We start from the raw sequence: 24,083 nt of genomic DNA on the forward strand, positions 1-24,083 counted from the left end.
ATGAGGAGACGCTACCAGAGCGACTGCGACAGGACGATGGCGACGCCCACCAGCCCCTCGCCCGCGATGCAGCCCGCCGCGAGCGTCACCACCCGCCCTTCGGCTGTCGTGGATTTCACGTAGCTCACGACTCCGGAGATGACGCCGCCCAGGAAGAAGCCGAGCGCGTACGACGCGGGCAGCAGACAAGCCAACCCCATGCCCAGGGGCGAAGGTATCCACCGGCCCCACCGTGCGGGGAGCAGTCGCTCGGCGAGCACGAGGAGCGCCGCCAGGAGCGAGGCCCACCCGACCGCGGCGCGGGTCATCGGCGGCAGGCTGTCGAGGCCCGAGGCGAGGATGCGCGCGACACCCGCCGTGCTGAAGACACCGGGTGCGGGGAAGCGCTCGCCGCCCAGCGCCTCCGCGTTCGGCACGAGCAGGAAGAACAGCGGAACCACCGCGAGCGCGCCGATGCCCGAGCCGATCAACTGCGCGAGGAACAAGCGACGGGGGTGGGCCCCCAGCAGGTGTCCCGTCTTCAAGTCGGTGAGCAGGTCCGCGGACGACGACGCCGTGTTCACGGTGATGCCCGCCGTGGCGAGGTTGGCCTGCACCTGGTTCGGCAGCAGCACCCCGTAGGTCACCTGCGTCACCTGCCCCAGGGCGCCCACCGGCGTCGAGTCCGTCTCACCGGTGACACGACAGGAGATGAGGCACAGCGCGAAGGACATCGCCACGGCGAGCGCTCCGTGCGCCACGGGAACCCCGAAGCCGACGTACGCCACGGCGACGGACGCGGGCGTCAGCACGACGAGCCCCGTGAGCAACCAGCTTCGCGGAACCTGCAGCGCATCCACCGGATGCGGCCTTCCGGGCGCTCGGGAGAGGACACCGCGGAGGGCACGACCCACGACACGGCCCTGGAGCAGGAAGTGCAGCAGCGAGCCGACGACGAGCGCGGCGGTGCCGGGCCACAGGCTCCACTCGAGGTAGCTCCCCTCCTTCGCGTCGACCACGCCCGAGGCGAACACGCGGGGCGCGACGACGCCGTGGATGAGCACCGCGCCCAGCAGCATCGACGTCGTGATGCGCGGCCCCAGCAGCACGCCGGCGCCGATGGGCAGCAGGCTCAGCTCCAGTCCGAAGCCCAGGCGCTCCAGGGTGAGTCCACGCCAGGTCCCCGGCAAGGGCACGGAGACAGGCAGCTTTCCCCACGCATCGCGTGCCAGCGTGACGAGTCCGGAGAAGAGCCCGCCACCGCCGAGCAGTCGCAACCGGGAGGACGCCTCCGAATCCGTGCCATGCATGGCGCGGATGGTGGTCGCCGCGGCGGTGCCTGAAGCGAAGGGCAGCTGCTCATGGTCCACGAGCTGTCGCTTGAAGGGCACGGCGAACAGGACACCGAGCGCGGACAGGAAGAAGGTCCACGCGAGCAGCATCGGCCCGGAGGGATGGTGTCCGGTGACGACGAGCCACGCGCCCTGCACGGACACGAGCGCGCCACCGGTGGCATAGCCCGCGGCCGAGGCGACCGCCTGCGCGTTACACGTCTCCAGCGGAGACAGCGGCGCGCCCGCGACGCCGGGCACCAGGCGCCGGAACAATCCATGGGCGCCCTGCGCGAGCAGCACGGCGGTGATGGCGACACCGAAGACGATGCCCGTCTTGAGGCCGACGTAGAGGTTGGTGGCACAGGTGACCAGACCGATGGCCGCGCCCAACAGCACCGAGCGCAGCGTGAGCTGCGGCAGTCGGTCTCCCTGGTACACATGCTCCAGCCAGTACGAATCCGTCGCCTCGGGCGAGTCCCCTGGGATGCTCAGCAGGGTCAATGACGCGGCGGACGGCGAGAGCGGAGGCGCCGTTGCCTCGGGCGATGCTTGAGGGGGGGACAAGGCCATGGGCCTCTCCATCTTTCCACCCCGCCCTCTTCCGCACGAGCCCCTCCCGTCGCTTCCAGGTGGACACGCGGTGACCGGGAGGCTTCAGCGACGCTGCACGGCCAACATGAGCAGGTAGCGGTCCGGCGTTCCGGGAAGGTAACGCTCCAGGTGGAGTGAGCCTGGACGGAAGCCCAGCTCGTCGAGGAAGCGGAACACGCGGTGCGCGGCCACGTCGTCGAGCAGGCCGCACTCCAAGGTGGCGAAGAGCGTGGGCGGGACCTCCTGACGCCGCGCCCCCGCGGGAGTCCGCCTGCTCGCCTTGATGCGGAACCCGACCTCCCCCGACAGCGTCCCATCCTGGGAGTCGAGCGTCCTCACGTAGCCACCGGTGAGCACCGGCACGCCCCGTTGCTGGAGGGCCCGCTTCCTGGAAGCCACCTCGGCGCGGAACGGGAGCGGCGCCTCGTCCGCGCTCGCGGGAAACCAGACAAGGACGGAAGGCTCGTTCCAGTGCTCCAGATGCAGCGGGGGGCGCTCGGGTGTCAGGCCGCGCAGGTACTGGTTCGCGACCTGGAGCGAGAGCAGCCTCGCGGCCATCTCCTGGCGCCATGAGGACAGCATCGCCTCTCTCGCGCGGACGTCCTTGCGGAGGAAGTCGCGGATGGCGCGCAGGGGGATGCCCGCGGCGCGAAGGCTCCCGAGGAAGCGCGCCTCCGCGACCTGCTTGGGCGAATACGCGCGGTAGCCATTCTCCTGCCGCCCGGCGGGGACGAGCAGGCCCTTGCGCTCGTAGAAGCGCAGGGCGCTCGCGGAGATGCCACAGCGTTCGGAGAACTGGGAAATCGACAGCATGCGACGACATTCTCCTGGAGCTTCAACCAGGTTCAAGGTGCAGGGTATGGCCGCATGAACATCTCCATCGTCTCCCTGGGTGGCCTGTGCCTGGTCGGCCTCAAGGTCGTGGGGCGCCGCAGCGAGCTGAGCCACCGCGTCCCCCTGGCGTGGCTCGAGCTCGTCGCGCGCCTGGGCTCCATTCCCAACGCCGTGAATCCGGACGTGCTCTACGGCGTGTTCCCGGAGAGCGACCACCTGAAGGAGAGCGTCGACGGTGTCTACACGTACAGCGTCTGCGTCCAGGTCCGTCACCTCGGCTCCGTTCCCGAAGGGATGGACGGTCGGGAGCTTCCTCCGCGCGAGTACGCCTTGGCGACGGCGCTGGGCGAGGCATCCGCCATCGACGCGGCGTACATGGGGCTCGCGCAGTGGGAGACGGCGCAAGAGCGGAAGACGGATGTGGGAGCGGACTGTCTGGAGCGCTACGAGCGTCGCCGACAGTGGGTGACGCCCCCCTACGAGCGCTTCGACTACGACATCCTGCGGCCCTTGCTCGCCAGCAAGTCGCCCAGGAATGGGTGAGCGTCGAGCCTGGACACGCTGGCTTGCCTCGTGCGGAAGCGCTTTCCTAGCCTATCCGCATGAGCTCGACATTCAGACCTTCATCCTCCCTGTTGCTGTTGAGCCTGGTGCCGGCCTGCGGTGCGCCGGGCGAGTCGGAGGTGACGGAGCGCTTACCCGTCGGACAACGGGAGCTGCTCGGAGCGAGTGAGCTTGTGCCGGCCCCCTGGACCTCCACGTACGGAGGCATCGAGGGCTTCGGGGACGTGGCGGTGCAGTCGAGCGGACAGGTGGCGTTCGTGGCCACGTCGTCGTGGGACATCCTCGTGGCGCGGTTCGACCCGAGCGGTCAGCCCCTCTGGGCGAGGCGCTTCGGTGACGAGAACTACCAGCAGGCCACGGGCCTCGCGGTGGATGGCGCGGGCAACATCGTCATCACGGGGGATTACTGGGGCTCGCTCGACTTCGGTGGAGGTCCCCTGCCCTGCCGTGGTGAGCCGGGCGTCCCGAGCGCGTTCCTGGCGAAGTTCGACGCGCAGGGCACGCACGTCTGGAGCCGCTGCTTCGGGGACGGCGGACAGCAGCAGACGGGCTCGCTCGTCACGGCGAGCAACGGCGACGTGCTGGTGAGCGGATACTTCGAGCGCTTCATCGACTACGGCGCCGGACCGATACCCGGGACGGGTGCGCTGAATCAGTTCGTCGCGAGGCTCGCCGGAGACACCGGTGCCCTCGTCTGGCACAGCCAATACGAAGCGGGCACGGCCACCGCGCTCACGTCGTTGGCGCTGGATGCCCAGGACAACCTCTACCTCAGCAGCGGCTTCCTGGACGTGCTGTCGGTCGACGGCGTGCCCTGGCTCACGACGCCGGGCTTCAACGTCTACGTGATGAAGCTGGACGCGCATGGCCTGCCCCTCTGGGCGAAGGGCTACGGCGAGCTGCGGAGCCAGACGCTCTGGCGGCTGGCCGCGGACCCTCAGGGCCAGGTCGTCGCGACGGGCGCATTCATCGGCACGGTGAACCATGGCGGCGGACCGCTCTTCAGCGCGGACGGTGACGTGTTCGTCTCCGCGTTCGACGGTGATGGCAACAACCGCTGGAGCCGGAGCTTCGGCGGGGCCGGGTTCGACTGGGCCTACGACGTGGACGTCGACCCCCTGGGCAGCCCCGTGGTGACGGGCACGTTCACCAGCCGCATCGACTTCGGTGACGGGCCCCTGACGAGCGCGGGAGGCGATGATGTCTACGTGGTGAAGCTCGGTCGTGACGGCGAGACGTGGTGGAGCCGAGGCTTCGGCGATCTGCGCAACCAGTCCGCGATGCGCGTCGCCACGGCGGGCCGACGGGATGTCGTCCTGTGGGGACGGCTGCTCGGCACGTTGGACTTCGGCTCGGGTCCGGTGACGGGGATGTCGCCCACGGACTCGTTCCTGACGCGCGTCTCGCCGGAGTAGACGCGAACCGCTCAGCGAGCGTCAGGTCGGGAGGGCCACACCGAGGAGAGCTCCTCCGCGCGTGGCAGGCCCTCCACCGCGCCGGGCTTCTCGACGACCCGCGCCCCCACGGCGCACGCGAAGGTCGCCAGCACCACCAGCTCCTCGCGCGTGGCGGACTCCAGCGCACGGGTGCCGCCGTACCAGCGCACCAGCCCGTGCAGGAGCCCCGCGACGAAGCCATCCCCCGCGCCCGTGGTGTCGACCACCCGGGTTCGAGGCGCCGGCACGTGGACGTCCTCGCCCTTCCAGCGAAACAGCGCGCCCCGCTCGCCGAGCGTCACCACCGGCAGCCTCACGCCCATGCCGGACAGTCGCGTGAGCGCCTCCTGGGGGGACTCCGTGCCGGTGACGAAGCCGATCTCCTCCTCGGACAGCTTCACCACGGTGCACAGCGGCAGCATCCGCGCGAGCAGCGTCTTGAGCTGCGTGGGCTCCTCCCACGCGTGCAGCCGCAGGTTCGGATCACAGCTGACGATGCGGTCCGCCTCGCGCGCCAGGCCGAGCATCCGCACCGTCGCCAGTTGGGCATCCTCACGCTGCAGGGAGTTGGAGCCGCAGTGCACCGCGCGGGCGCGCAGCAGGAAGTCCGCGTCCACGTCGGTCTGCCCCAGGAGGAACTCCGCGGAGCGGGTGCGGAAGAAGGTGAAGCTGCGCTCCCCTTTCGCATCCAGGGAGATGAACACCAGGCCGGTGCGCGCCTCCGTCGTCTGTCGCAGGTGGCTCACGTCCACGCCCTCGCGGGACAGGCTGTCCTTGAGGAAGTGGCCGAACTCGTCCGAGCCCACCACGCCGAGCATCGCCGGCTTCAGCCCCAGCCTCGCCAGCCCCACGGAGACGTTGGCGGGAGAGCCACCGGGACAGGGGTGCCACGCGGGCACGTCGCGCACGCGCTTGCCCTGCTCGGAGGGAAGGAAGTCCACCAGCGTCTCACCGAAGCACACCACGTCCAGCGGCGACTCCTGCCCCTCGCTCATGTGACCTCTCTCGTGTGACGGCTTCGGACCCGCGTCAGTCCAGCCCCACCTGGGCCATGAAGTCCACGCTCTTGAGGCGTCGTCCCAGGTGGTGGGCGATGAAGACGTTGAGCAGTCCGCGCGCGCGGGCACGAAGGTCCGCGGGAAGCGGCGTGCGGGCCCCTTCCTGGAGCGCTCGCAGCCCGGACAGCAGCGCGGACGGGACGAGCACCGCCTCCCGAGCACGGGCGCTGCACGGCTCGCACACCGCGCCCCCGTGCGCCTGGTCGAACCGGGGCCGCTCACCGGGCGCTCCTCCACACAGCGAGCACGCATCGAAGCGCGGCATCAGGCCCGCGTGGGCCAGCGCCGCCAGCTCGAAGGCCAGGAGCGACGTGGGCCCCGCCTCCTTCGCATCCAGGCGGCCCAGGTAGCCCTCCAGCAGGATGAAGAGCTCCGGGTGCGGTTCGTGGTCGCGCGTCAGCTCGCGGCACAGCTCCACCGCGTACAGGGCCCGGGCGATGAGCGACAGGTCCTCGCGCGCGGCGTAGTACCCGGCGACGATGTCCGTGGAGTCCAGCCGCACCGTGGAGCCGCGCGTCTCGACGATGTGCACGCGCAGCCGCATGAACGGCTCCAGCGCGCCCGCGAAGCGCCGCTTGCTCTTGCGCGCCCCCGCGGCGAAGGCCGTCAGCTTCCCATGCTCGCGCGTCAGCAGCGTGACGAGCCGGTCCGACTCGCCGTAGTCCACGGTGGACAGCACGAGCGCATCGTCGTCGTAGCGCTCCATGGCGTCATTCAACGCGCGAGCGGAGAAGGAAGCTTCCCGCTCAGCACGAGGAACACGTAGAGGCCCAGCGCCAGGGCCACCAGGAGGACGGACAGCCCCACGTAGGCCCGCTTGCGGCGCTCCTGCTCCAGCTGCGCGGGCGACGGCGCCGGCACCGAGCGGTCCACCTCCTCGTACCGGAGGATGGCCTCCTCGGGGGACAGGCCAATCACCTGGGCGTAGGCCTTGATGTAGTTCACCACGAAGATGCGCGAGGGCAGCCGCTCCACCTGCCCTGCCTCGAGCGCGGCGATGAGCGTCGGGGGAATCTTGGTCTCTCGCGCGACATCCTCGCGAGACATGCCTCGAAGCTCCCGCTGCTGGCTGAGGTACTTGCCGAAGTCGACGTGGTCCACGGTGCGCCCAGATAGCAGAAGACTAGAGCTTTTCGAGCAGCCTTCGGCAGTCGTCCTTCAGCTCCTGTTCTCCCGCCTTCGCCTTGGCCTCGCAAGTGGAGAAGGCCTGCCGGGCCCCTTCCGCCTGCCCCTGCTTCGCCAGGCACACGCCCTCGCGCATGTGGGCATCGGCCGCGTCCGGGCAGTTCTCGCGGTAGCGGGAGAAGTTACGGCACGACTCGTCCAGCTTGCCCGTCTCGTCGAAGATGATGCCCAGGTTGCGGTAGCCCATGCAGAAGCCGGGGTTGGTCGTCACCGCCGCCTTGAGGCTCCCCACGGCCCGCTGCGTGTCGCCCTTCTTGTAGAAGGCCCAGCCCATGTTGCCCTGCGCGATGTACGGCGTCACGTAGAGCATGTCGTTGAGGACCTGCTCGTACAGCTTGATGGCCTCGTCGTAGCGCCCCTGGTCCAGGTGCACGTTGGCCAGGTTCGTGCGGGCCTCGGAGAAGGTGGGACGCACCTTCAACGCGCGCTCGTAGTGGCCAATGGCCTCGGCCGGGCGCGCGAAGACGAGGTGCAGCAGGATGCCGATGGCGTTGTTCGCCTCCGGATAGTCGGGATCACTCTCCAGCGACACCTGCAGCTCGCGCAGCGCGTCCTGGACGTGGCCTTGCTGCTGGGCCTGGAGCGCCAGGTCGTAGTGGATCTCCGCCTTGCGGCGCTCCTTCTCCGTGGGGACATGGGCACAGCCGGCGAGCGCGAGCACGAGCGCGAGTGGGCGGAACGCGGAGGCGAAGCGGAGCATGGGGCGGTTCTCGACGACGGGGGTGAGCAAGACTCAGAAGGCCGCGAGGAAGCGGCCCAGGGTGGTGGTGACGTTCTTCTTCTCTTCGGCGCGAGCCTTCACCGCGGGCACCAGCGTGGGGTCCTTGAAGAAGACCGGCAGCGTCTTGAGCCACTCGTCCTGCTGCTCCGGGGGCTGACCGCGCCAGTTGGCGTCATCCATCATGAAGCCGAGCGACTCGACGAAGGCGAGCGCGTCCGACTCGTCCTCGCGGTACTCGTCCGCCGTCGTGTTGCGGCGGCCGGACAGGTACACCGCGCAGTCCTCGGCCTCCGCCAGGTAGAGGTACACGAAGACGGCCGCGCCCTGCCCTCCGCGCAGCCCCACGACGAACGCCTGCGCCGGCCCGGCCTGCTTGCCGGGGATGGCCACGTGCGGCGTGTTGAGCGAGGTGTGCAGCGCGAGGATCTGCTCGCGCGTCGCGGGAAGGCCGCGGTAGCGCTCATCCAGGTTGAACACGTCGTGTCTCCGAGAGTCTCGCCCCTCAGCGCGTGGTGAGGGTGAACTCCTGCGTGATGTCCTTCGACTCCGCCGCCGACGTCTGGAAGCGGATGAGCGGGTTGTCGATCATCACGTTGCCACCGCCCTCGTTGCCCTCGCCAATGATGACCCGGAACAGGTGCTTGGGCGAATCGCTGCGCTTGGAACCGGTGGAAATCTTCCGGGCCATCAGCATCACCTGGTTCGCCCCGGGCTTGAGGTGCTGGGTGATGTCCGCGACCACCTGGTCCTCGTTGCCGCGCAGCTTCCGCAGCCACCGGGAGTTCACGTACACGTCGATGTCGTACTCCGTCATCCCGGGCACCGTCTGCTCCGTCACCAGCCAGTAGCGCTGGGTGATGCGCGTCGGCTGGGTGGCCGCGGCCACCGTCGGCTGCGCCGAGGCCATCCCCGCCGTGGGTACCGCCTGCGCCGCCGGAGCCGCCGTGGCGGCGCCACCCGCGGGGACGGCCTGCGCGGCGCTCGGCGTGGGGACCGCGGCCTGGGCGGGAGCCGCCGGAGCGGGCGTCGTCACCGTCGAGACGCGGTAGCCCGCCGCCTCGATGTGGACGTTGCCGGACTCGTCGATGCGGACGGTGGCCTTCTCGAACTTCTGGTTGGTGACGCCGTCGATCAACACGCCGTTGAGATAGACGGAACCCGCCAGGGTGCTCAGCGGGGCCAGCGCCACCAGGGTGGCGACGAGCGCCGCGCGCGAAAAGGGACGATGCATGGGTTCACTCCTCGGAATCTTCAACAGTCCCGGGCACTTGCAACGCTTAGCGCACCCTGGGGACCGGGACAAGGCGCACATGCCTCCGCTTGGAGCGGCCATGGCGCGGCGAGATTCACACGGGGTGTATCAAGGCGTGGGGACGGCGTCCGCCTCGCGCTGGGCGAGCGCCCAGTCTCCGCCCAGGCCATGGCCCTCGCGGAAGCGGCGGAAGTCGCGCCGGACGGCCCGGGGGTAGCGCCGGAAGCGGTCCAGCTCGCCCTGCTTGATGGCATTGCGGATGCGGGTGGGGCCGGCGTTGTAGGCCATCAGCGCCAGCTCCAGGTCGCCGCCGAAGCGGTCCTGCAGCGAGCGCAGGTAGCGGATGCCCAGCCGCACGCACAGCGCCGTGTCGGCCGTCACCTCTTCCCGGGAGAGGCGAAGGCCCTCCTTCTCCGCCAGGAAGTGGAGCGTGCTGGGCTTGATCTGCATCAGCCCCCGCGCGCCCTTCTCGGACACCGCCTCCTCGGCGAAGTCCGACTCCACGTCGATGAGGGCCAGCACCAGGAGCGGATCATACCCCGCCGTCCGGGCCTCCTCGGCGATGGCGTTGCCGAGCTGCCGGCGCAGGGTGAGGCCCAGGCCCGGAGCGCGCCGCGCGAGCACGAGGTCGATGAGGGACGCCTCCGGAGAGGGGCTCTCGGCGACCACGCGCTCGGACAGGACAGGCTGGACCGAGCGCTCCTCCAGCAGCGGCACCAGCCGCGCGGACACGACGAGCGCCACCCCCGCCAGCAGGGGGAGTCGGGAACAGCCTGAGCTCAGAGCGTGGAGAGATTCGAAGAAACGCGTCGCGAACGACCTCCCGCCCGTGGGGGCGGGAGAAGTCACTTGCGTTGCTCCAGGGCCTGGATGCGCTCGGCCACGCGCTCCAACCGGGAGCCGAACGCCTGGAGCTCCTCGCGACGGGGCAGCTTCATCCGGGTGAGGGCCGTGCGAACCCGGTCCTCCACGTTGTGCTCCAAGTCCCTACGGTGGCCGGCCAGGCGGTCCGAGAAGGCCTGGGCTTGGCGCTTCACCTCGTCCTGGCTCCAGCCGGCCACGGACGCCACCTTCTGTACCGCGCGGGAGGCCTCCTCTTCGGCCGTGCTCACCGCGAGGAGCGCCTGACTCCAGATGCGCTCAAAAGTTTCCGCGACAGGGTTCTTCTCTCGGGGGGCCTCGGGCTTGTTGTCCAATGGGTCTCTCCGGGAGGGGGTGTACCAGACCCGTGGGCCTGGAACAGTCGAACGGACCTGCCACGTAATCACACCCCCGGGGTGAAGGAAACGAGAACGAGCCCCCTCCCCTGCCTCATGTCCACTCGTGGAGTGGGAAGGGGGCACCATGCGTCAACCACCCGTCGCTGTTCAGGCGCGGGGAGAGGAGTCCGTGCCCTTCGAGGCACCCGAGCGTCGGATGGGCTTCAAGAGCGAGTCCACCTTGCGCGACAGCTTGGACAGCTCCTTGTTGAGTTCCTGCAGCTGGGACTGGCTGGCCACGCCCACCGCGCCCACCACCTTGGTCTGCAGCCCGTCCAGGCGCTTCTTCAGCTCGGCGCCGGCCGCGTCCACCTTCTTGCCCAGCTCCTTCACGCGCGGGTCCGTCAGCAGCTCACCGGCCTGGAACTTGGTCCACAGGGCCTGGGCCTCCTTCGTGGCCTCCTGGCGGCGGGCGTCCAGCGCCTTCACCACCTTGCCCGCCTCACCCTCCAGCTCCTCGATGCGCTTCTGCGCCTGCGCGAGCTGGGCCTTGAGAAAGACCTCCACGTTGGAGAAACCGCTCTTCGCCGCCTCGGCGCTCGCGTCCACCGCGGGGGTCGTCTCCTCGTGCTTCGTCTCCGCCTGCTTCGTCGTGGCCATGTGTCGTCCTCCCCTTTTCACCCGGCACCGCCGGGCAGTAACCCAGTGAGTCAAAAACTCTCCGCGCAAAACATAACGCGGCGCGCCATGACCGTCAAGGACGACGTCCCGGAAAGCCCGACTAACTGGGTCTGAAAATGAAACCGCCGCCCCGGCACGAAGGCCGGAGCGGCGGGAGGACTGCACCCAGGCTCGCCCGAGGGGCGGCCTGGCGAGCGCTAGGCGGCGCCCGTCGTCTGGGTGCCTTCCGGACGGGGAGCCGGAGCGGACAGGGGCCCACCATCGCCGTGGGCACCGGCCAGCGCGGCCTCCATCTCGTTGACCTCGTCGGTCGGGCTCTCCACCTCGATGTCGAGGTGCTTGTAGTTCGGCAGACCCGTACCGGCGGGGATGAGCCGACCCATGATGACGTTCTCCTTGAGGCCGCGCAGGTAGTCCACCTTGCCGTTGATGGCGGCCTCGGTGAGCACCTTGGTGGTCTCCTGGAAGGAGGACGCCGAGATGAACGACTCGGTGGAGAGCGAGGCCTTGGTGATGCCGAGCAGCAGCGGCTCACCCACGGCCGGGCGCTTGCCCTCGGCCATGATCTTCTCGTTCTCCTCCTCGAACACCCACTTCTCCACCTGCTCGTCGACCAGGAAGTTGGTGTCGCCCACATCCGTGACGCGCACCCGGCGCAGCATCTGCCGGACGATGGTCTCGATGTGCTTGTCGTTAATCTTCACGCCCTGGAGGCGGTAGACCTCCTGCACTTCGTCCACCAGGTAGCGCGCGAGCTCCTTCTCGCCCAGGACCTTGAGGATGTCGTGCGGGTTGGCCGCGCCGTCCATCATCGCCTCGCCGGCCTTCACGCGGTCGCCGGAGTGGACGCTGATGTTCTTGCCCTTGGAGATCAAATACTCCTTGGCCAGGTCCGTGCGCTGCTCGCCGTTCACCTCGGGGGTGATGATGAGCTTGCGCTTGCCCTTGGTGTCCTTGCCGAACGACACCACGCCGTCGATCTCCGCGATGGCCGCGGCATCCTTCGGCTTGCGCGCCTCGAACAGCTCGGCCACGCGGGGCAGACCGCCCGTGATGTCCTTCGTCTTGGTCGTCTCGCGCGGCACCTTGGCGATGACCTCGCCCGGGTGGATCTCATCGCCGTCGTTGACGGTGATGATGGAGCCCTGCGGCAGGAAGTAGCTCGCCGGGTTGCGGGACGAGGGCAGGTCCTTCGTGTTGCCCTGGGCGTCGCGGATGGAGACGCGCGGACGCGCCTCCGGGTCCTTCGACTCGATGACCGTCTTGCGCGACAGACCCGTCACTTCGTCCAGGGTCTCGGACATCGTCACGCCCTCGATGATGTCCTCGTAGCGCACGGTACCGCCCACCTCGGTGAGCAGCGGGATGGCGAACGGATCCCACTCCGCCAGCAGCGTGCTCGCCTCGATGCGCTGGCCTTCCTTCACCAGGATGCGGGCGCCGTAGATGACCTGGTAGCGCTCGCGCTCGCGGCCGGAGTCGTCGACGACGACCAGCTCGCCGTTGCGGTTCATCGCCACGAGCGTGCCGTCCGTCTTCTGCACCGTGATGAGGCCCGCGAACTTCACGCTACCGGCGTACCGGTTCTCCAGGCTGGACTGCTCCGCGCGCCGCGTCGCCGCGCCACCGATGTGGAACGTGCGCATCGTCAGCTGCGTACCCGGCTCACCGATGGACTGCGCCGCGATGACACCCACGGCCTCGCCCACGGACACCTTGCGGCCACGCGCCAGGTCACGGCCGTAGCACTCCACGCAGATGCCGCGCTTGGCCTGGCACGTGAGCACCGAGCGGATCTTCACCTTGTCCAGGCCGCTGTTCTCGATGCGGCGGACGCGGTCCTCGTCGATCTCCTCGTTGGCGCGCACCAGCACCTCGCCCGTGACGGGGTCGAGGATGTCGTCCAGGGCCACGCGGCCCAGGATGCGCTCGCCGAGCGGCTCGATGATCTCACCACCCTCGACCAGGGCCCCGATGAACAGACCGTCCATGGTGCCGCAGTCGTACTCGTTGATGATGGCGTCCTGCGCCACGTCAACGAGACGGCGGGTGAGGTAACCGGAGTTGGCCGTCTTGAGCGCCGTGTCCGCCAGACCCTTGCGGGCGCCGTGCGTGGAGATGAAGTACTGGAGCACCGAGAGACCCTCGCGGAAGTTCGCGGTGATGGGCGTCTCGATGATTTCGCCGGACGGCTTCGCCATCAGTCCGCGCATACCGGCGAGCTGACGGATCTGCTGGGCGCTACCACGCGCGCCCGAGTCGGCCATGATGTAGATGGGGTTGAACGACGGCTGCTTGCGCGACTCCCGCTTGCCGTCCTTCTCCCGCGAGGCCTCCTCCTGGGAGATCTGCTGCATCATCTCCTGGGCGACCTTCTCCGTCACCTCGGCCCAGATATCGATGACCTTGTTGTAGCGCTCGCCGTCGGTGATGAGACCCTCGAGGTACTGGTTCTCGATCTCCGACACCTCCTTGCCCGCGTAGTCCAGGAACTCCTGCTTCTTCGCGGGGATGATCATGTCCTTCAGCGCGATGGAGATACCAGCGCGCGTGGCGTTGAAGTAGCCGAGGCTGCGGATGCGGTCCGCGAGCAGCACCGTCTCCTTCTCGCCGGTCAGGCGGTAGCAGAGGTCGATGAGGCCGCCGAGCGACTTCTTGTCGAGCACCTTGTTGATGGCGTCGAAGCCCACGCGGCGGGGAACCACCTCCCACAGCAGGACGCGGCCGACGGTGGTCTCCTTGCGCTTGCCGTCGATGCGGCAGACCACCTTCGCCTGCAGGTGCACCTCGCCGTGGTCGTACGCGGCGCGGACCTCGTCGGGCGAGCTGAACACGCGGCCCTCGCCGTTGGCGAACTCGCGGGCGCGGGTCATGTAGTAGATGCCGAGCACCATGTCCTGCGTCGGGACGATGATGGGCTTGCCGTTGGCGGGGCTGAGGATGTTGTTCGTCGACATCATCAGCACGCGGGCCTCCATCTGAGCCTCGATGGAGAGCGGCACGTGCACGGCCATCTGGTCACCGTCGAAGTCGGCGTTGAACGCCGCGCAGACGAGCGGGTGCAGCTGGATGGCCTTGCCCTCGATGAGCACGGGCTCGAAGGCCTGCATGCCCAGGCGGTGCAGCGTGGGCGCGCGGTTGAGGAGCACCGGGTGCTCGCGGATGACGTCCTCGAGGATGTCCCAGACCTCGGGACGCTCCTTCTCCACCATCTTCTTGGCCGACTTGATGGTGGTGACGTAGCCCTTCTCTTCGAGCTTGTTGTAGATGAACGGCTTGAACAGCTCGAGCGCCATGATCTTCGGCAGGCCGCACTGGTGCAGGCGCAGCTCGGGACCGACGACGATGACGGAGCGGCCCGAGTAGTCCACGCGCTTGCCGAGCAGGTTCTGGCGGAACCGGCCCTGCTTGCCCTTGAGCATGTCGGACAGCGACTTGAGCGGGCGCTTGTTGGGGCCCGTGATCGTCTTGCCGCGGCGGCCGTTGTCGAACAGCGCGTCGACGGCCTCCTGCAGCATCCGCTTCTCGTTGCGGATGATGATGTCCGGAGCGTTGAGCTCCTGCAGGCGCTTGAGACGGTTGTTGCGGTTGATGACGCGGCGGTACAGGTCGTTCAGGTCGGAGGTCGCGAAGCGGCCACCGTCGAGGGGAACGAGCGGGCGCAGGTCCGGCGGGATGACCGGAATCACGTCCAGCATCATCCACTCGGGCTTGTTGCCGGAGACGCGGAACGCCTCGGCCACCTTCAGGCGCTTGGCGTACTTCTTCCGCTTCGCCTCGCTGGTGGTCTCGCGCATGTCCTTGCGCAGCGCCTCGGACAGCTTCTCCACGTCCAGGCCCTTGAGCATCTCGCGGACGGCCTCGCCGCCCATGCCCGTGGTGAAGGAGTCCTCACCGTGCTCCTGGTAGAGCCGGTGCATCTTCTCCTCGCTGATGAGCTCACCGGCCTGCAGCGGCGTCGACTTGGGGTCGAGGACGATGTAGCTCTCGCAGTAGAGGACCTTCTCCAGCTCCTTGAGCGTGATGTCGAGCAGGTTGCCGATGCGGCTGGGCAGCGACTTGAGGAACCAGATGTGGGCCACCGGCGTGGCCAGGGTGATGTGACCCAGACGCTCGCGGCGGACCTTCGACTGGATGACCTCCACGCCACACTTCTCACACACCACGCCACGGTGCTTCATGCGCTTGTACTTGCCGCAGTTGCACTCGTAGTCCTTCACCGGCCCGAAGATGCGGGCGCAGAACAGGCCGTCACGCTCCGGCTTGAACGTGCGGTAGTTGATGGTCTCGGGCTTCTTCACCTCACCGTGCGACCACTGGCGGATCTTGTCGGGCGACGCCAGCGCGATGCGAATGGCGTTGAACGACAACGGGTCCTTCGGCTTCTCGAAGAAGTTGAAAATGTCCTTCACGTTGCCTCCGAAATCTCGTGAGGCGTCCCCCGTGGGGAACGCCAGCTGATTCGGGCCCCCGCCCCGGACCCGGCCGCGCCCACCCCCTCACGGGGTGGCGGGCGGCCGGTCAGGCGGGCGCGCCGGCTCTAACTCAGGCCTCGGTCCCGGTCTTGCGCTCCTCGCCGTCACCGCCGCCGAGGAAGTCGCCGCCGAAGCTGCGCTGCCGCTCCGGGGGGGCGCTCTCGAGCAGCTCGACGTCCAGCGCGAGCGACTGGAGCTCCTTGAGGAGCACGTTGAACGACTCGGGCAGGCCGCTCTCCAGGACGTTGTCGCCCTTGACGATGGCCTCGTACATGCGCGTGCGGCCCACCACGTCGTCCGACTTGACGGTGAGGAACTCCTGCAGCGTGTACGCCGCGCCGTAGGCCTCCATCGCCCAGACTTCCATCTCGCCCAGACGCTGACCGCCGAACTGCGCCTTGCCGCCCAGCGGCTGCTGGGTGACCAGGGAGTAGGGCCCGATGGAACGCGCGTGGATCTTCTCGTCCACCAGGTGGTGCAGCTTGAGCATGTACATCACGCCCACGGTGACGTTCTGGTCGAACGGCTCACCCGTGCGGCCGTCGAAGAGCACCATCTGGCCCGTGCGGGGCAGCTTGCCCTCGTCGAGCAGCTGGTGGATCTCCAGCTCCTGGGCGCCGTCGAACACCGGCGTCGCCACGTGGATGCCGCGCTTGGAGCGACGGCACAGCTGGCGGATCTCCTCCTCGTCCAGCTTGTCGAGGAACGCCGCGAACGGGGTCTCCGCGCCGTAGATGACCTTGAGGCGCTCCTTGATGGCCTCCGCGCCCCAGTTGTCCTCCACGTAGCGCTGCAGCGCCTCGCCGGTGCCCTTGGCGGCCCAGCCCAGGTGCGTCTCGAGGATCTGCCCGATGTTCATGCGGCTGGGAACGCCGAGCGGGTTGAGGACGATGTCCACCGGACGGCCGTCCTCCAGGTACGGCATGTCCTCCTCGGGGAGGATGCGGGACACGACGCCCTTGTTTCCGTGGCGGCCGGCCATCTTGTCGCCCACGGCCAGCTTGCGCTTGATGGCGACGTACACCTTCACCATCTTGATGACGCCCGGAGGCAGCTCGTCGCCCTTCTTGATGCGGGCGATCTTCTCGCCGAAGGCCAGCTTCACGGCCTCCTTCGTCTCCTCCAGGTTGCGCAGGATGTCGCGCACGCGGGAGTCGAGCGGGTCGCCGACGGAGATCTCACCCCAGTACTTGTAGGGCACCGTGGCCAGCAGCGCGTCGTCGAGGATGTCCCCCTTCTTCAGGAGGATCTTCCCCTTGTCGTCCACGAGCTTGCCCTGGACCTCCTTGCCGCGGACCAGCGCGCGGATGCGGCCGATGGCGCTGTCCTGGAGGACCTTGATCTCGTCGTTCTGGTCCTTGAGGAGCTTCGCCTCCTCCATGGACTCGATCTGCTTGGCGCGCTCGTCCTTCTCCACGCCCTTGCGGCTGAACACCTTGGCGTTGATGACGGTGCCCACCACGCCCGGGGGCACGCGCAGGGAGCTGTCGCGCACGTCGCCGGCCTTCTCGCCGAAGATGGCTCGCAGGAGCTTCTCTTCGGGAGACAGCTGGGTCTCGCCCTTCGGGGTGATCTTGCCCACCAGCACGTCGCCCGGCTTCACCTCGGCGCCGATGCGGATGATGCCGCTCTCGTCCAGGTCCTTGAGGGCCTCCTCACCCACGTTCGGGATGTCGCGGGTGATCTCCTCCTTGCCCAGCTTGGTGTCGCGCGCGATGCACTCGAACTCCTCGATGTGGATCGACGTGAAGACGTCGTCCTTGAGGATGCGCTCGCTGATGAGGATGGAGTCCTCGAAGTTGTAGCCCTGCCACGGCATGAACGCGACGACCACGTTCTGCCCCAGCGCCAGCTCGCCCGTCTCGGTGGCCGGGCCGTCGGCGATGACGTCACCCTTCCGGACCTTGTCGCCCTTGCTGATGATGGGCTTCTGGTTGAGGCAGGTGTTCTGGTTGGAGCGCTGGTACTTGAGCAGGTTGTAGATGTCGACCTCGCTCGACACGTCGCTCAGCGAGGCCGGCACGTCCGCCTTCACCACGATGCGGCCGGCGTCCACGCTCTCCACCGTGCCGTCACGGCGCGCGACACACGTCACGCCCGAGTCGCGCGCGACGATGGCTTCGATGCCCGTGCCCACCAGCGGAGCGCTGGTGCGCAGCAGCGGAACCGCCTGGCGCTGCATGTTCGAGCCCATGAGGGCGCGGTTGGCGTCGTCGTTCTCCAGGAACGGGATGAGCGACGCGGCCACCGACACCAGCTGGTTCGGCGACACGTCCATCAGGTCCACGTCCTCGGCGCGCGCCTGGACGAACTCACCGCCGCGGCGGCTGGACACGAGCGCGTTGACGAACTTGCCCTTCTTGTCCGTCTCCGCGTTCGCTTGCGCGATGGTGTGCTTCTCCTCCTCGAGCGCCGAGTAGAAGGCCACGTCCGTCGTCACCACGCCCGCGTCGACCTTGCGGTACGGCGTCTCCACGAAGCCGAACTCGTTGACGCGCGCGTAGGTGGACAAGGACGCGATGAGGCCGATGTTCGGACCTTCCGGCGTCTCGATGGGGCAGATGCGGCCGTAGTGCGTCGGGTGGACGTCGCGGACCTCGAAGCCCGCGCGCTCACGCGTGAGGCCGCCGGGCCCGAGCGCGGACAGACGACGCTTGTGCGTGACCTCGGACAGGGGGTTCGTCTGGTCCATGAACTGCGACAGCTGGCTGGACCCGAAGAACTCCTTGATGACCGCCGTGACGGGCTTGGCGTTGATGAGGTCGTGCGGCATGAGCGTCTCGATCTCCTGGAGACTCATGCGCTCCTTGATCGCCCGCTCCATGCGAACCAGACCGATGCGGTACTGGTTCTCGAGCAGCTCGCCCACCGCGCGCACGCGCCGGTTGCCGAGGTGGTCGATGTCGTCGATGGTGCCCTTGCCGTTCTTCAGATCGATCAGGTAGCGGATCACCTCGAGGATGTCCCGCTTGGTGAGGATCTGCCCGTCGAGCGGCTCCTCGAGGCCGAACTTGAAGTTCAGCTTGAGGCGACCCACCTTGGACAGGTCGTAGCGCTCGGGGTTGAAGAACAGGTTCGTGAACAGGTTGATGGCCGTCTCGGGCGTCGGCGGATCGCCAGGACGCAGACGACGGTAGATCTCCATGATGGACTGCTCGGGCGTCTCGAGCTTGTCCAGCATGAGCGTCTCACGCAGGTAGGGACCCACGTTGAGGTTGTCGATGAAGAGGACCTTGAACTCCTTGATGTTGCGCTTGAGGAGCTCGTCCACCTTCTCCTGCGAGACTTCCTCGTTGCACTCGAGGATGACCTCGCCGGTGTTCTCGTCCACCACGTCGTACGCGGACACCTTCGTGAAGAGCTCGTCCGCGTCGATGGGGAGCGTCTTCATCTTCGCCGCCTCGAGCTTCTTGATGGCGACGCGGGTGAACTTGCGGTTCTTCTTGACGATCAGCTCACCCGTCTTCGTCTTGATGTCGCGGGTGGCGCGCTGGCCCGGGAGCAGCTCCAGCTCGACGCTCTTCTCGAAGTCCGTCGCGCTCTGGAGGTAGATGGTCTCCGTGGCGTAGTAGTAGTTGAGGATCTCCTCGGTGGAACCCTTGAACTCCAGCGGATTCTTCTTCGCGGTGTCGCTGACGGCGCCCAGGGCGCGGATGAGCACCGTGGCGGGCAGCTTGCGGCGCCGGTCGATGCGCACGTACAGCAGGTCCTTGTGGTCGAACTCGAAGTCGATCCACGAACCGCGGTAGGGGATGATGCGCGCGTTGTAGAGCAGCTTGCCCGACGAGTGGCTCTTGCCCTTGTCGTGGTCGAAGAACGCGCCCGGGCTGCGGTGCAGCTGGCTGACGACCACGCGCTCCGTGCCGTTGATGATGAAGGTGCCGTTCTGGGTCATCAGCGGGATTTCCCCGAAGTAGACCTCCTGCTCCTTCACGTCGCGGATGGACTGCGCGCCGGTCTCCTCATCCTTGTCCCACACCACCAGGCGGACGACGACCTTGATGGGCGCGGAATAGGTCATGCCACGCTGGTGGCACTCATCGACGTCGTACTTCGGCTTCTCCAGGTGGTAGCTGACGAACTCCAGCGACGACGTCTCGTTGAAATCCCGAATCGGGAAAACCGAGTTGAAGACACCCTGAAGGCCGATGTCCTCACGCTTCTCCGGGGCGATATCGGCCTGGAGGAACTTCTCGTAGGACTGCTTCTGGATGTTGATAAGATTGGGAATGTCGATGATCTTCGCGATCTTCGCGAAGGTCTTCCGCACGCGGAAATTGTTCTGGATCTGCGTCGGCATTCTGGCTCCGGGGACGGCTGCTCGGGCGGGGCAAACTTCAATAACGCGCGGCGGCGCCGGGAAATTTGCAACGGTCAAATGGGCAAAGCCGGCAGCCCCCCTACTGGGAGCGCCGGCCTGCTCATCCGGTCAGGAGGCTGCTTGGAAATTCCCGGAAACCAAGCAGCCCCTGTACGACTTACTTGATGTCGACGGTGGCGCCAGCGGCAACGAGCTGGTCCTTGATCTTCTTGGCGTCGTCCTTGTTGACGCCCTCCTTGACCGTCTTGGGCGCGCCCTCGACCAGGTCCTTGGCCTCCTTCAGGCCCAGGCCGGTGATCGCGCGGATCTCCTTGATGACGTTGATCTTGTTGGCGCCGGCGTTCGACAGCACCACCGTGAACTCCGTCTTCTCCTCGACCGGGGCGGCGGTCGCAGCACCACCCGCGGGGGCGGCAACGGCGACGGCGGCGGCGGAGACGCCCCACTTCTCCTCGAGGGCCTTCACCAGGTTGGCGGCCTCGATGATGGTCAGGCCGGAGAGCTGCTCAACGATTGCATTCAGGTCAGCCATGGAACTCGTCCTTCTGGGTTTGACTAACGGCCTGCGTCCCCGTGGGAGCTACGGCCGTCAAGGTTGGTGTAGAGAAACTTCTCGGATGAATCAGGAAAACTAACCCTGCGCCTTGTCCGCGTGGGCCTGAACGACCCGCGCGAGCTGGGAACCCGGGGCGGCAATCGTCCGAACCAGCTTGCCAGCCGGCTGGTTGAGCATGCCGAGCAGCTGCGCCCGGAGCTCGTTGAGACCCGGCAGCTTCGCCAGCTGCTTGACGCCGTTGACGTCGACCTTGCGGCCGTCGACCACGGCGGTGCGGATCTTGATCTTGTCCTCGAGGTCCTTCGTGAACTCGGTCAGGATCTTCGCCGGGGCCACCACGTCGCCGTAGCTCAGGCACAGAGCCACCGGACCCGTGAAGTCATCAGCGATGACAGCCACGTCCGTGCCCTGCGCGGCACGGCGCGCCAGCGTGTTCTTGATGACCTTGTACTCGACGCCGCCCTCGCGGAACTTCTTGCGCAGCTTCGTCACCGTCTCCACATCCACCTTGGAGAACTCCGCGACGATGGCCGACTTGGTCCGCGAGAACTTCTCGTGGAGCTCCTTGATCATCTCCTCCTTCTCGCTCTTCAGCACTTTGACTCACCTCCTTCTTGGCCCGTCTTCCGACGGGCGTGATGCCTGGGCCAAAGTGGCAGAGCGAGAGGAGCCTCCGAGAGACACCACACCGCACCTCCAGTCTCGGCAGGGCTGGCCTTGCGGCCGTTTGAACCCGACAGAGGAAGCCACGCCCCGACCGGTTGTCCGGTTCCCAACGGGGCACTTCTCCTCTGACCGGGTCCCTGCTGTCATGAACCAGGTCGAAGCGCACGCCTCATGACGTGGCGCTCCAATTGCAAAAGCCGGGGGCCTATACCCCCGGCTTCGGCAAAGATCCAGAACTTTCGAACCTGAGACGTCAGGCAGGCGGCAGCTCTGACTCCCCCACTGCGGGGAAGTGAGCACCGCCCGCCTGCTGGCCGCCTAGCGGTGGCGGGCCAGAATCTCCTGGGTATCGATCTTGATGCCCGGGCCCATCGTCGTGGAGATGGCGATGCCCTTCAGGTACACGCCCTTGGCGGTGGCCGGCTTGAGCTTCATCACCAGGTCCACCAGCGCGTTGAAGTTGCCCTCGAGCTTGTCCACCGAGAAGGAGGCCTTGCCCATCTTCGCGTGGACGATGCCGGCCTTCTCCGCGCGGAAGTCGACCTTACCGCCCTTGGCGTCGCGGATGGCCTTGGCCACGTCCATGGTCACCGTGCCGACCTTCGGGTTCGGCATCAGGCCACGAGGACCGAGCACCTTACCGAGGCGACCCACGATACCCATCATGTCCGGGGTGGCGATGACGGTGTCGAAGTCGAGGAAGCCCTCCTCGATGCGCTTCTGGAGGTCCTCCGCGCCCACGATGTCCGCGCCCGCGTTGCCAGCCTCGGTGGCGCGCTCGCCCTTGGCGAACACGGCCACGCGCACGGTGGCGCCCGTACCGTTCGGGAGGACCACGGCGCCACGGACCATCTGGTCCGCGTGCTTCGGGTCCACACCCAGGTTGATGGCCACGTCGACCGTCTGGTCGTACTTCGACGCGCGCGCATCCACCGTCTTCTTCAGCAGCGCGAAACCCTCGGCCACCGTGTAACGCTTCTCGCGGTCCACCAGCGCGGCGGCCGCCCGGAACTTCTTCCCATTAGCCATGACAGAAATCCTCGTCCGTGAGTGGGGCGGCGGCCTAGCCGACGACGTCGATGCCCATGGAGCGCGCGGTGCCAGCAATGGTGTTCATGCAGGCCTCGAGCGACGCGGCGGTGGTGTCCTGAATCTTCTTCTTGGCGATCTCCTCGAGCTGCGCGCGGGTGATCTGCCCCACCTTCTCCTTGCCAGGCTTCTTCGCTCCCGAGCCCTTCTTCTTCTCGGTGTGCAGGCCCGCCGCCTTCTTGATGAGGACGGCCGCCGGAGGCGTCTTGAGGATGAACGTAAAGGAGCGGTCCTGATAGACGGTGATGATCACCGGGATGATCAGACCCTCCTTGGCCTCCGCCTGCGTCTTCGCGTTGAACTGCTTGCAGAACTCCATGATGTTCACGCCCTGCTGACCGAGCGCGGGGCCGATCGGCGGAGCGGGGTTCGCCTTGCCGGCGGGAATCTGCAGCTTGACCTGACCTGTGACCTTCTTCATCGGCTGACAACTGCCTTTCGAGGGGGTGGTCCAGACGGGCCTCCAGACGGGGAGGCTCTCCCACCCATGGGACCGCGTCCTGACGGACGCGGAAGTACCGCGAGGCGCGCTCTATCCGAGTCGCCCGCGAAAAACTAGCCGGTGGTCTTCTCCACCTGCATGAAGTCCAGCTCCACGGGGGTGGCGCGACCGAAGATGCTCACGAGCACCTTCACGCGACCCTTCTCCGCGTTGACCTCTTCCACCGTGCCGTTGAAGTTGGCGAACGGGCCGTCCACCACACGCACCGTGTCACCATCGTCGAACTGCACCTTGGGCTTGGGCTTGAGCGTGCCCTCGGAGATCTGCGACGTGAGGTTCGCGACCTCCTTCTCCGAGATGGGCCGCGGCTGCTCGTTCTGCCCCGTGCCCGGGAAGCCGGTGATCTTCGGCGTGTTCTTCACCAGGTGGAGCGTCCGGTCGTTCAGCTCCATCTGCACGAAGATGTAGCCCGGGAAGAACTTGCGACGAGAGGTCTTCTTCTCGCCCTTCACCATCTCCACGACCTGCTCCATGGGGATGAGGATCTCACCGAACTGGTCCTGGAGCCCCTCGAGGCGGATCTTCTCCTCCAGGCTCTTCTTCGCCTGGTTCTCGAAGTTCGAGTAGGTGTGGACCACGAACCATTTCATCGCCATTACAGCTTCCCCCACAGGGACGGCAGCCACTCCACCATCAAGTTGTATGCGACGGTGTCGATGCAGAAGAGCAGCACCGCGGCCACGAGCGAGGCGACGACCACGGCCACGGTCGACGTCCGGGTCTCCGGCCAGGTAGGCCAGGACACCTTCATCAGCTCGGACGCGACCTCCATGGAGAGGGTGTGCGTCTTGGGGTGGAAGTAGCCGGCCAGTGCGAGGCCCACGGCCGCCAGGTAGCCCACGAGCGTGGACACCTTCCAGTCCAACCCCTCGACGAGCACCGCATCGGGCCATCCGAAGCTGGCCCACAGCGCTCCGAACAAGCGCTCCAGGAACAGCGCCAGGATGATGCCGGCGAGGAGGTAGAAGATGACCACGAGCCGCTTCGGATCCATCGCCGAGCGGTTAGCCTGCTGGCTGGCCTCTGATGCCGTCGCCATGGTGCCTCACGAGGTACTGCGAAAGCGAAATTTCACGAACTGCGGAAACACAGGAACCCCCGGTACCTCCAGGTACCGGGGGCCCCGCTCCCACTGAGACTTGGCAGGCCAGGAGGGATTCGAACCCCCAACACGCGGATTTGGAGACCGCTGCTCTACCGTTGGAGCTACTGGCCTAGAATCTCTCAGGAACTACCGACCTAGACCTTACCTTCCTTATGGTCCGTGTGCTTGCGGCACCGCGAGCAGAACTTGCTCAGCTCGAGCTTGTCCTGGCTCTTCCGCTTGTTCTTCGTGGTCGTGTAGTTCCGCTCCTTGCACACCGTGCATTCGAGCGAAATGATGGAACGATTGCCCTTCGGCATGGCCTACCTCTTCAGACACGGAAGGGGAAGGTTACCATCAGGCACCTTCCCCTCGGAATCCGGTGTTTGGGGCCAGGGAGCTTGAAAGCTCCCCGGGCGGGTTACTCGATGACTTCCGCCACGACGCCGGCGCCCACCGTGCGGCCACCCTCGCGAACAGCGAAGCGCAGCTCCTTCTCCATCGCGACAGGGGTGATCAGCTCCACCTCGATCGCGATGTTGTCGCCCGGCATCAC

22 protein-coding genes, 1 tRNA gene and 1 pseudogene are annotated in these 24,083 nt (G+C 67.2%); 2 read left to right on the top strand and 22 right to left on the bottom strand.

Annotated elements, in window-relative coordinates:
* Positions 1-11 precede the first annotated feature (11 nt).
* Complete coding sequence (locus K8625_RS41105; protein ID WP_223785778.1) at positions 12-1,883, bottom strand: OPT family oligopeptide transporter; 1,872 nt, start codon at positions 1,881-1,883, stop codon at positions 12-14.
* Positions 1,884-1,967: 84 nt separating this feature from the next.
* A complete protein-coding gene (locus K8625_RS41110) occupies positions 1,968-2,717 on the bottom strand; it encodes a MerR family transcriptional regulator (protein ID WP_223785779.1) in 750 nt (249 codons plus the stop codon).
* 54 nt (positions 2,718-2,771) lie between these two features.
* On the opposite strand from K8625_RS41110, the gene K8625_RS41115 reads away from it, so the two are divergent.
* Together K8625_RS41115 and K8625_RS41120 are read left to right on the top strand one after the other, a co-directional pair.
* On the top strand, positions 2,772-3,281 hold the full coding sequence (locus K8625_RS41115) for a GyrI-like domain-containing protein (protein ID WP_223751562.1): 510 nt from the start codon (positions 2,772-2,774) through the stop codon (positions 3,279-3,281).
* Positions 3,282-3,340: 59 nt separating this feature from the next.
* Positions 3,341-4,717, top strand: a complete 1,377-nt coding sequence (locus K8625_RS41120) for a hypothetical protein (RefSeq protein ID WP_223751561.1) — start codon at positions 3,341-3,343, stop codon at positions 4,715-4,717.
* Positions 4,718-4,728: 11 nt separating this feature from the next.
* Here the strand turns inward: K8625_RS41120 and K8625_RS41125 are convergent, their stop codons facing one another.
* The 20 genes and pseudogenes from K8625_RS41125 to tuf form a co-directional block, all read right to left on the bottom strand.
* The gene (locus tag K8625_RS41125) at positions 4,729-5,733 is read right to left on the bottom strand and encodes a carbohydrate kinase (protein ID WP_223785780.1); all 1,005 of its coding nucleotides are present in this window, start codon (positions 5,731-5,733) and stop codon (positions 4,729-4,731) included.
* 34 nt (positions 5,734-5,767) lie between these two features.
* A complete protein-coding gene (gene recO, locus K8625_RS41130; RefSeq protein WP_141326210.1) occupies positions 5,768-6,502 on the bottom strand; it encodes a DNA repair protein RecO in 735 nt (244 codons plus the stop codon).
* A gap of 8 nt (positions 6,503-6,510) precedes the next feature.
* Entirely contained in the window at positions 6,511-6,897 is a 387-nt protein-coding gene (locus tag K8625_RS41135; RefSeq protein WP_223751559.1) for a RodZ family helix-turn-helix domain-containing protein, read from the bottom strand.
* Positions 6,898-6,919: 22 nt separating this feature from the next.
* Entirely contained in the window at positions 6,920-7,681 is a 762-nt protein-coding gene (tgl, locus tag K8625_RS41140; protein WP_141326208.1) for a social motility TPR repeat lipoprotein Tgl, read from the bottom strand.
* A gap of 33 nt (positions 7,682-7,714) precedes the next feature.
* On the bottom strand, positions 7,715-8,179 hold the full coding sequence (locus tag K8625_RS41145) for a hypothetical protein (protein ID WP_046713319.1): 465 nt from the start codon (positions 8,177-8,179) through the stop codon (positions 7,715-7,717).
* A gap of 25 nt (positions 8,180-8,204) precedes the next feature.
* Positions 8,205-8,933, bottom strand: a complete 729-nt coding sequence (locus tag K8625_RS41150; protein ID WP_223751557.1) for a hypothetical protein — start codon at positions 8,931-8,933, stop codon at positions 8,205-8,207.
* A gap of 129 nt (positions 8,934-9,062) precedes the next feature.
* Positions 9,063-9,803, bottom strand: coding sequence for a lytic transglycosylase domain-containing protein (locus K8625_RS41155; RefSeq protein ID WP_141326206.1), 741 nt, complete (start codon positions 9,801-9,803; stop codon positions 9,063-9,065).
* Complete coding sequence (locus K8625_RS41160; RefSeq protein ID WP_141326205.1) at positions 9,800-10,150, bottom strand: phasin family protein; 351 nt, start codon at positions 10,148-10,150, stop codon at positions 9,800-9,802. Before K8625_RS41160 ends, K8625_RS41155 begins: the two co-directional genes overlap by 4 nt.
* Before the next feature lie 171 nt (positions 10,151-10,321).
* Positions 10,322-10,813, bottom strand: a complete 492-nt coding sequence (locus K8625_RS41165) for a hypothetical protein (RefSeq protein ID WP_223751556.1) — start codon at positions 10,811-10,813, stop codon at positions 10,322-10,324.
* A gap of 218 nt (positions 10,814-11,031) precedes the next feature.
* Positions 11,032-15,246 carry a DNA-directed RNA polymerase subunit beta' gene (rpoC, locus tag K8625_RS41170; protein WP_141326203.1) on the bottom strand — a complete coding sequence of 1,405 codons (4,215 nt, stop codon included), beginning with the start codon at positions 15,244-15,246 and terminating at the stop codon, positions 11,032-11,034.
* Positions 15,247-15,379: 133 nt separating this feature from the next.
* Complete coding sequence (gene rpoB, locus K8625_RS41175) at positions 15,380-19,609, bottom strand: DNA-directed RNA polymerase subunit beta (RefSeq protein ID WP_223751555.1); 4,230 nt, start codon at positions 19,607-19,609, stop codon at positions 15,380-15,382.
* 178 nt (positions 19,610-19,787) lie between these two features.
* A complete protein-coding gene (gene rplL, locus K8625_RS41180) occupies positions 19,788-20,162 on the bottom strand; it encodes a 50S ribosomal protein L7/L12 (RefSeq protein ID WP_223751554.1) in 375 nt (124 codons plus the stop codon).
* Between the two features lie 99 nt (positions 20,163-20,261).
* Entirely contained in the window at positions 20,262-20,783 is a 522-nt protein-coding gene (rplJ, locus tag K8625_RS41185; RefSeq protein WP_141326200.1) for a 50S ribosomal protein L10, read from the bottom strand.
* 387 nt (positions 20,784-21,170) lie between these two features.
* Positions 21,171-21,881 (bottom strand): 50S ribosomal protein L1, encoded by a 711-nt coding sequence (gene rplA / locus K8625_RS41190; RefSeq protein WP_141326199.1) that lies wholly within the window; start codon positions 21,879-21,881, stop codon positions 21,171-21,173.
* A gap of 34 nt (positions 21,882-21,915) precedes the next feature.
* Positions 21,916-22,362 carry a 50S ribosomal protein L11 gene (gene rplK / locus K8625_RS41195; RefSeq protein WP_015349101.1) on the bottom strand — a complete coding sequence of 149 codons (447 nt, stop codon included), beginning with the start codon at positions 22,360-22,362 and terminating at the stop codon, positions 21,916-21,918.
* A gap of 134 nt (positions 22,363-22,496) precedes the next feature.
* The gene (gene nusG, locus K8625_RS41200) at positions 22,497-23,039 is read right to left on the bottom strand and encodes a transcription termination/antitermination protein NusG (RefSeq protein ID WP_046713309.1); all 543 of its coding nucleotides are present in this window, start codon (positions 23,037-23,039) and stop codon (positions 22,497-22,499) included.
* Complete coding sequence (gene secE / locus K8625_RS41205) at positions 23,039-23,482, bottom strand: preprotein translocase subunit SecE (RefSeq protein WP_223751553.1); 444 nt, start codon at positions 23,480-23,482, stop codon at positions 23,039-23,041. Before secE ends, nusG begins: the two co-directional genes overlap by 1 nt.
* A 101-nt stretch (positions 23,483-23,583) precedes the next feature.
* Positions 23,584-23,659 (bottom strand) — tRNA-Trp (locus tag K8625_RS41210).
* A gap of 23 nt (positions 23,660-23,682) precedes the next feature.
* Complete coding sequence (rpmG, locus tag K8625_RS41215; protein ID WP_015349099.1) at positions 23,683-23,847, bottom strand: 50S ribosomal protein L33; 165 nt, start codon at positions 23,845-23,847, stop codon at positions 23,683-23,685.
* Positions 23,848-23,948: 101 nt separating this feature from the next.
* A pseudogene (gene tuf, locus K8625_RS41220) lies at positions 23,949-24,083 on the bottom strand (elongation factor Tu); the annotation flags it as partial.

The organism is Myxococcus sp. AS-1-15, assembly GCF_020037055.1.
In the GTDB taxonomy this organism is placed as follows: domain Bacteria; phylum Myxococcota; class Myxococcia; order Myxococcales; family Myxococcaceae; genus Myxococcus; species Myxococcus fulvus.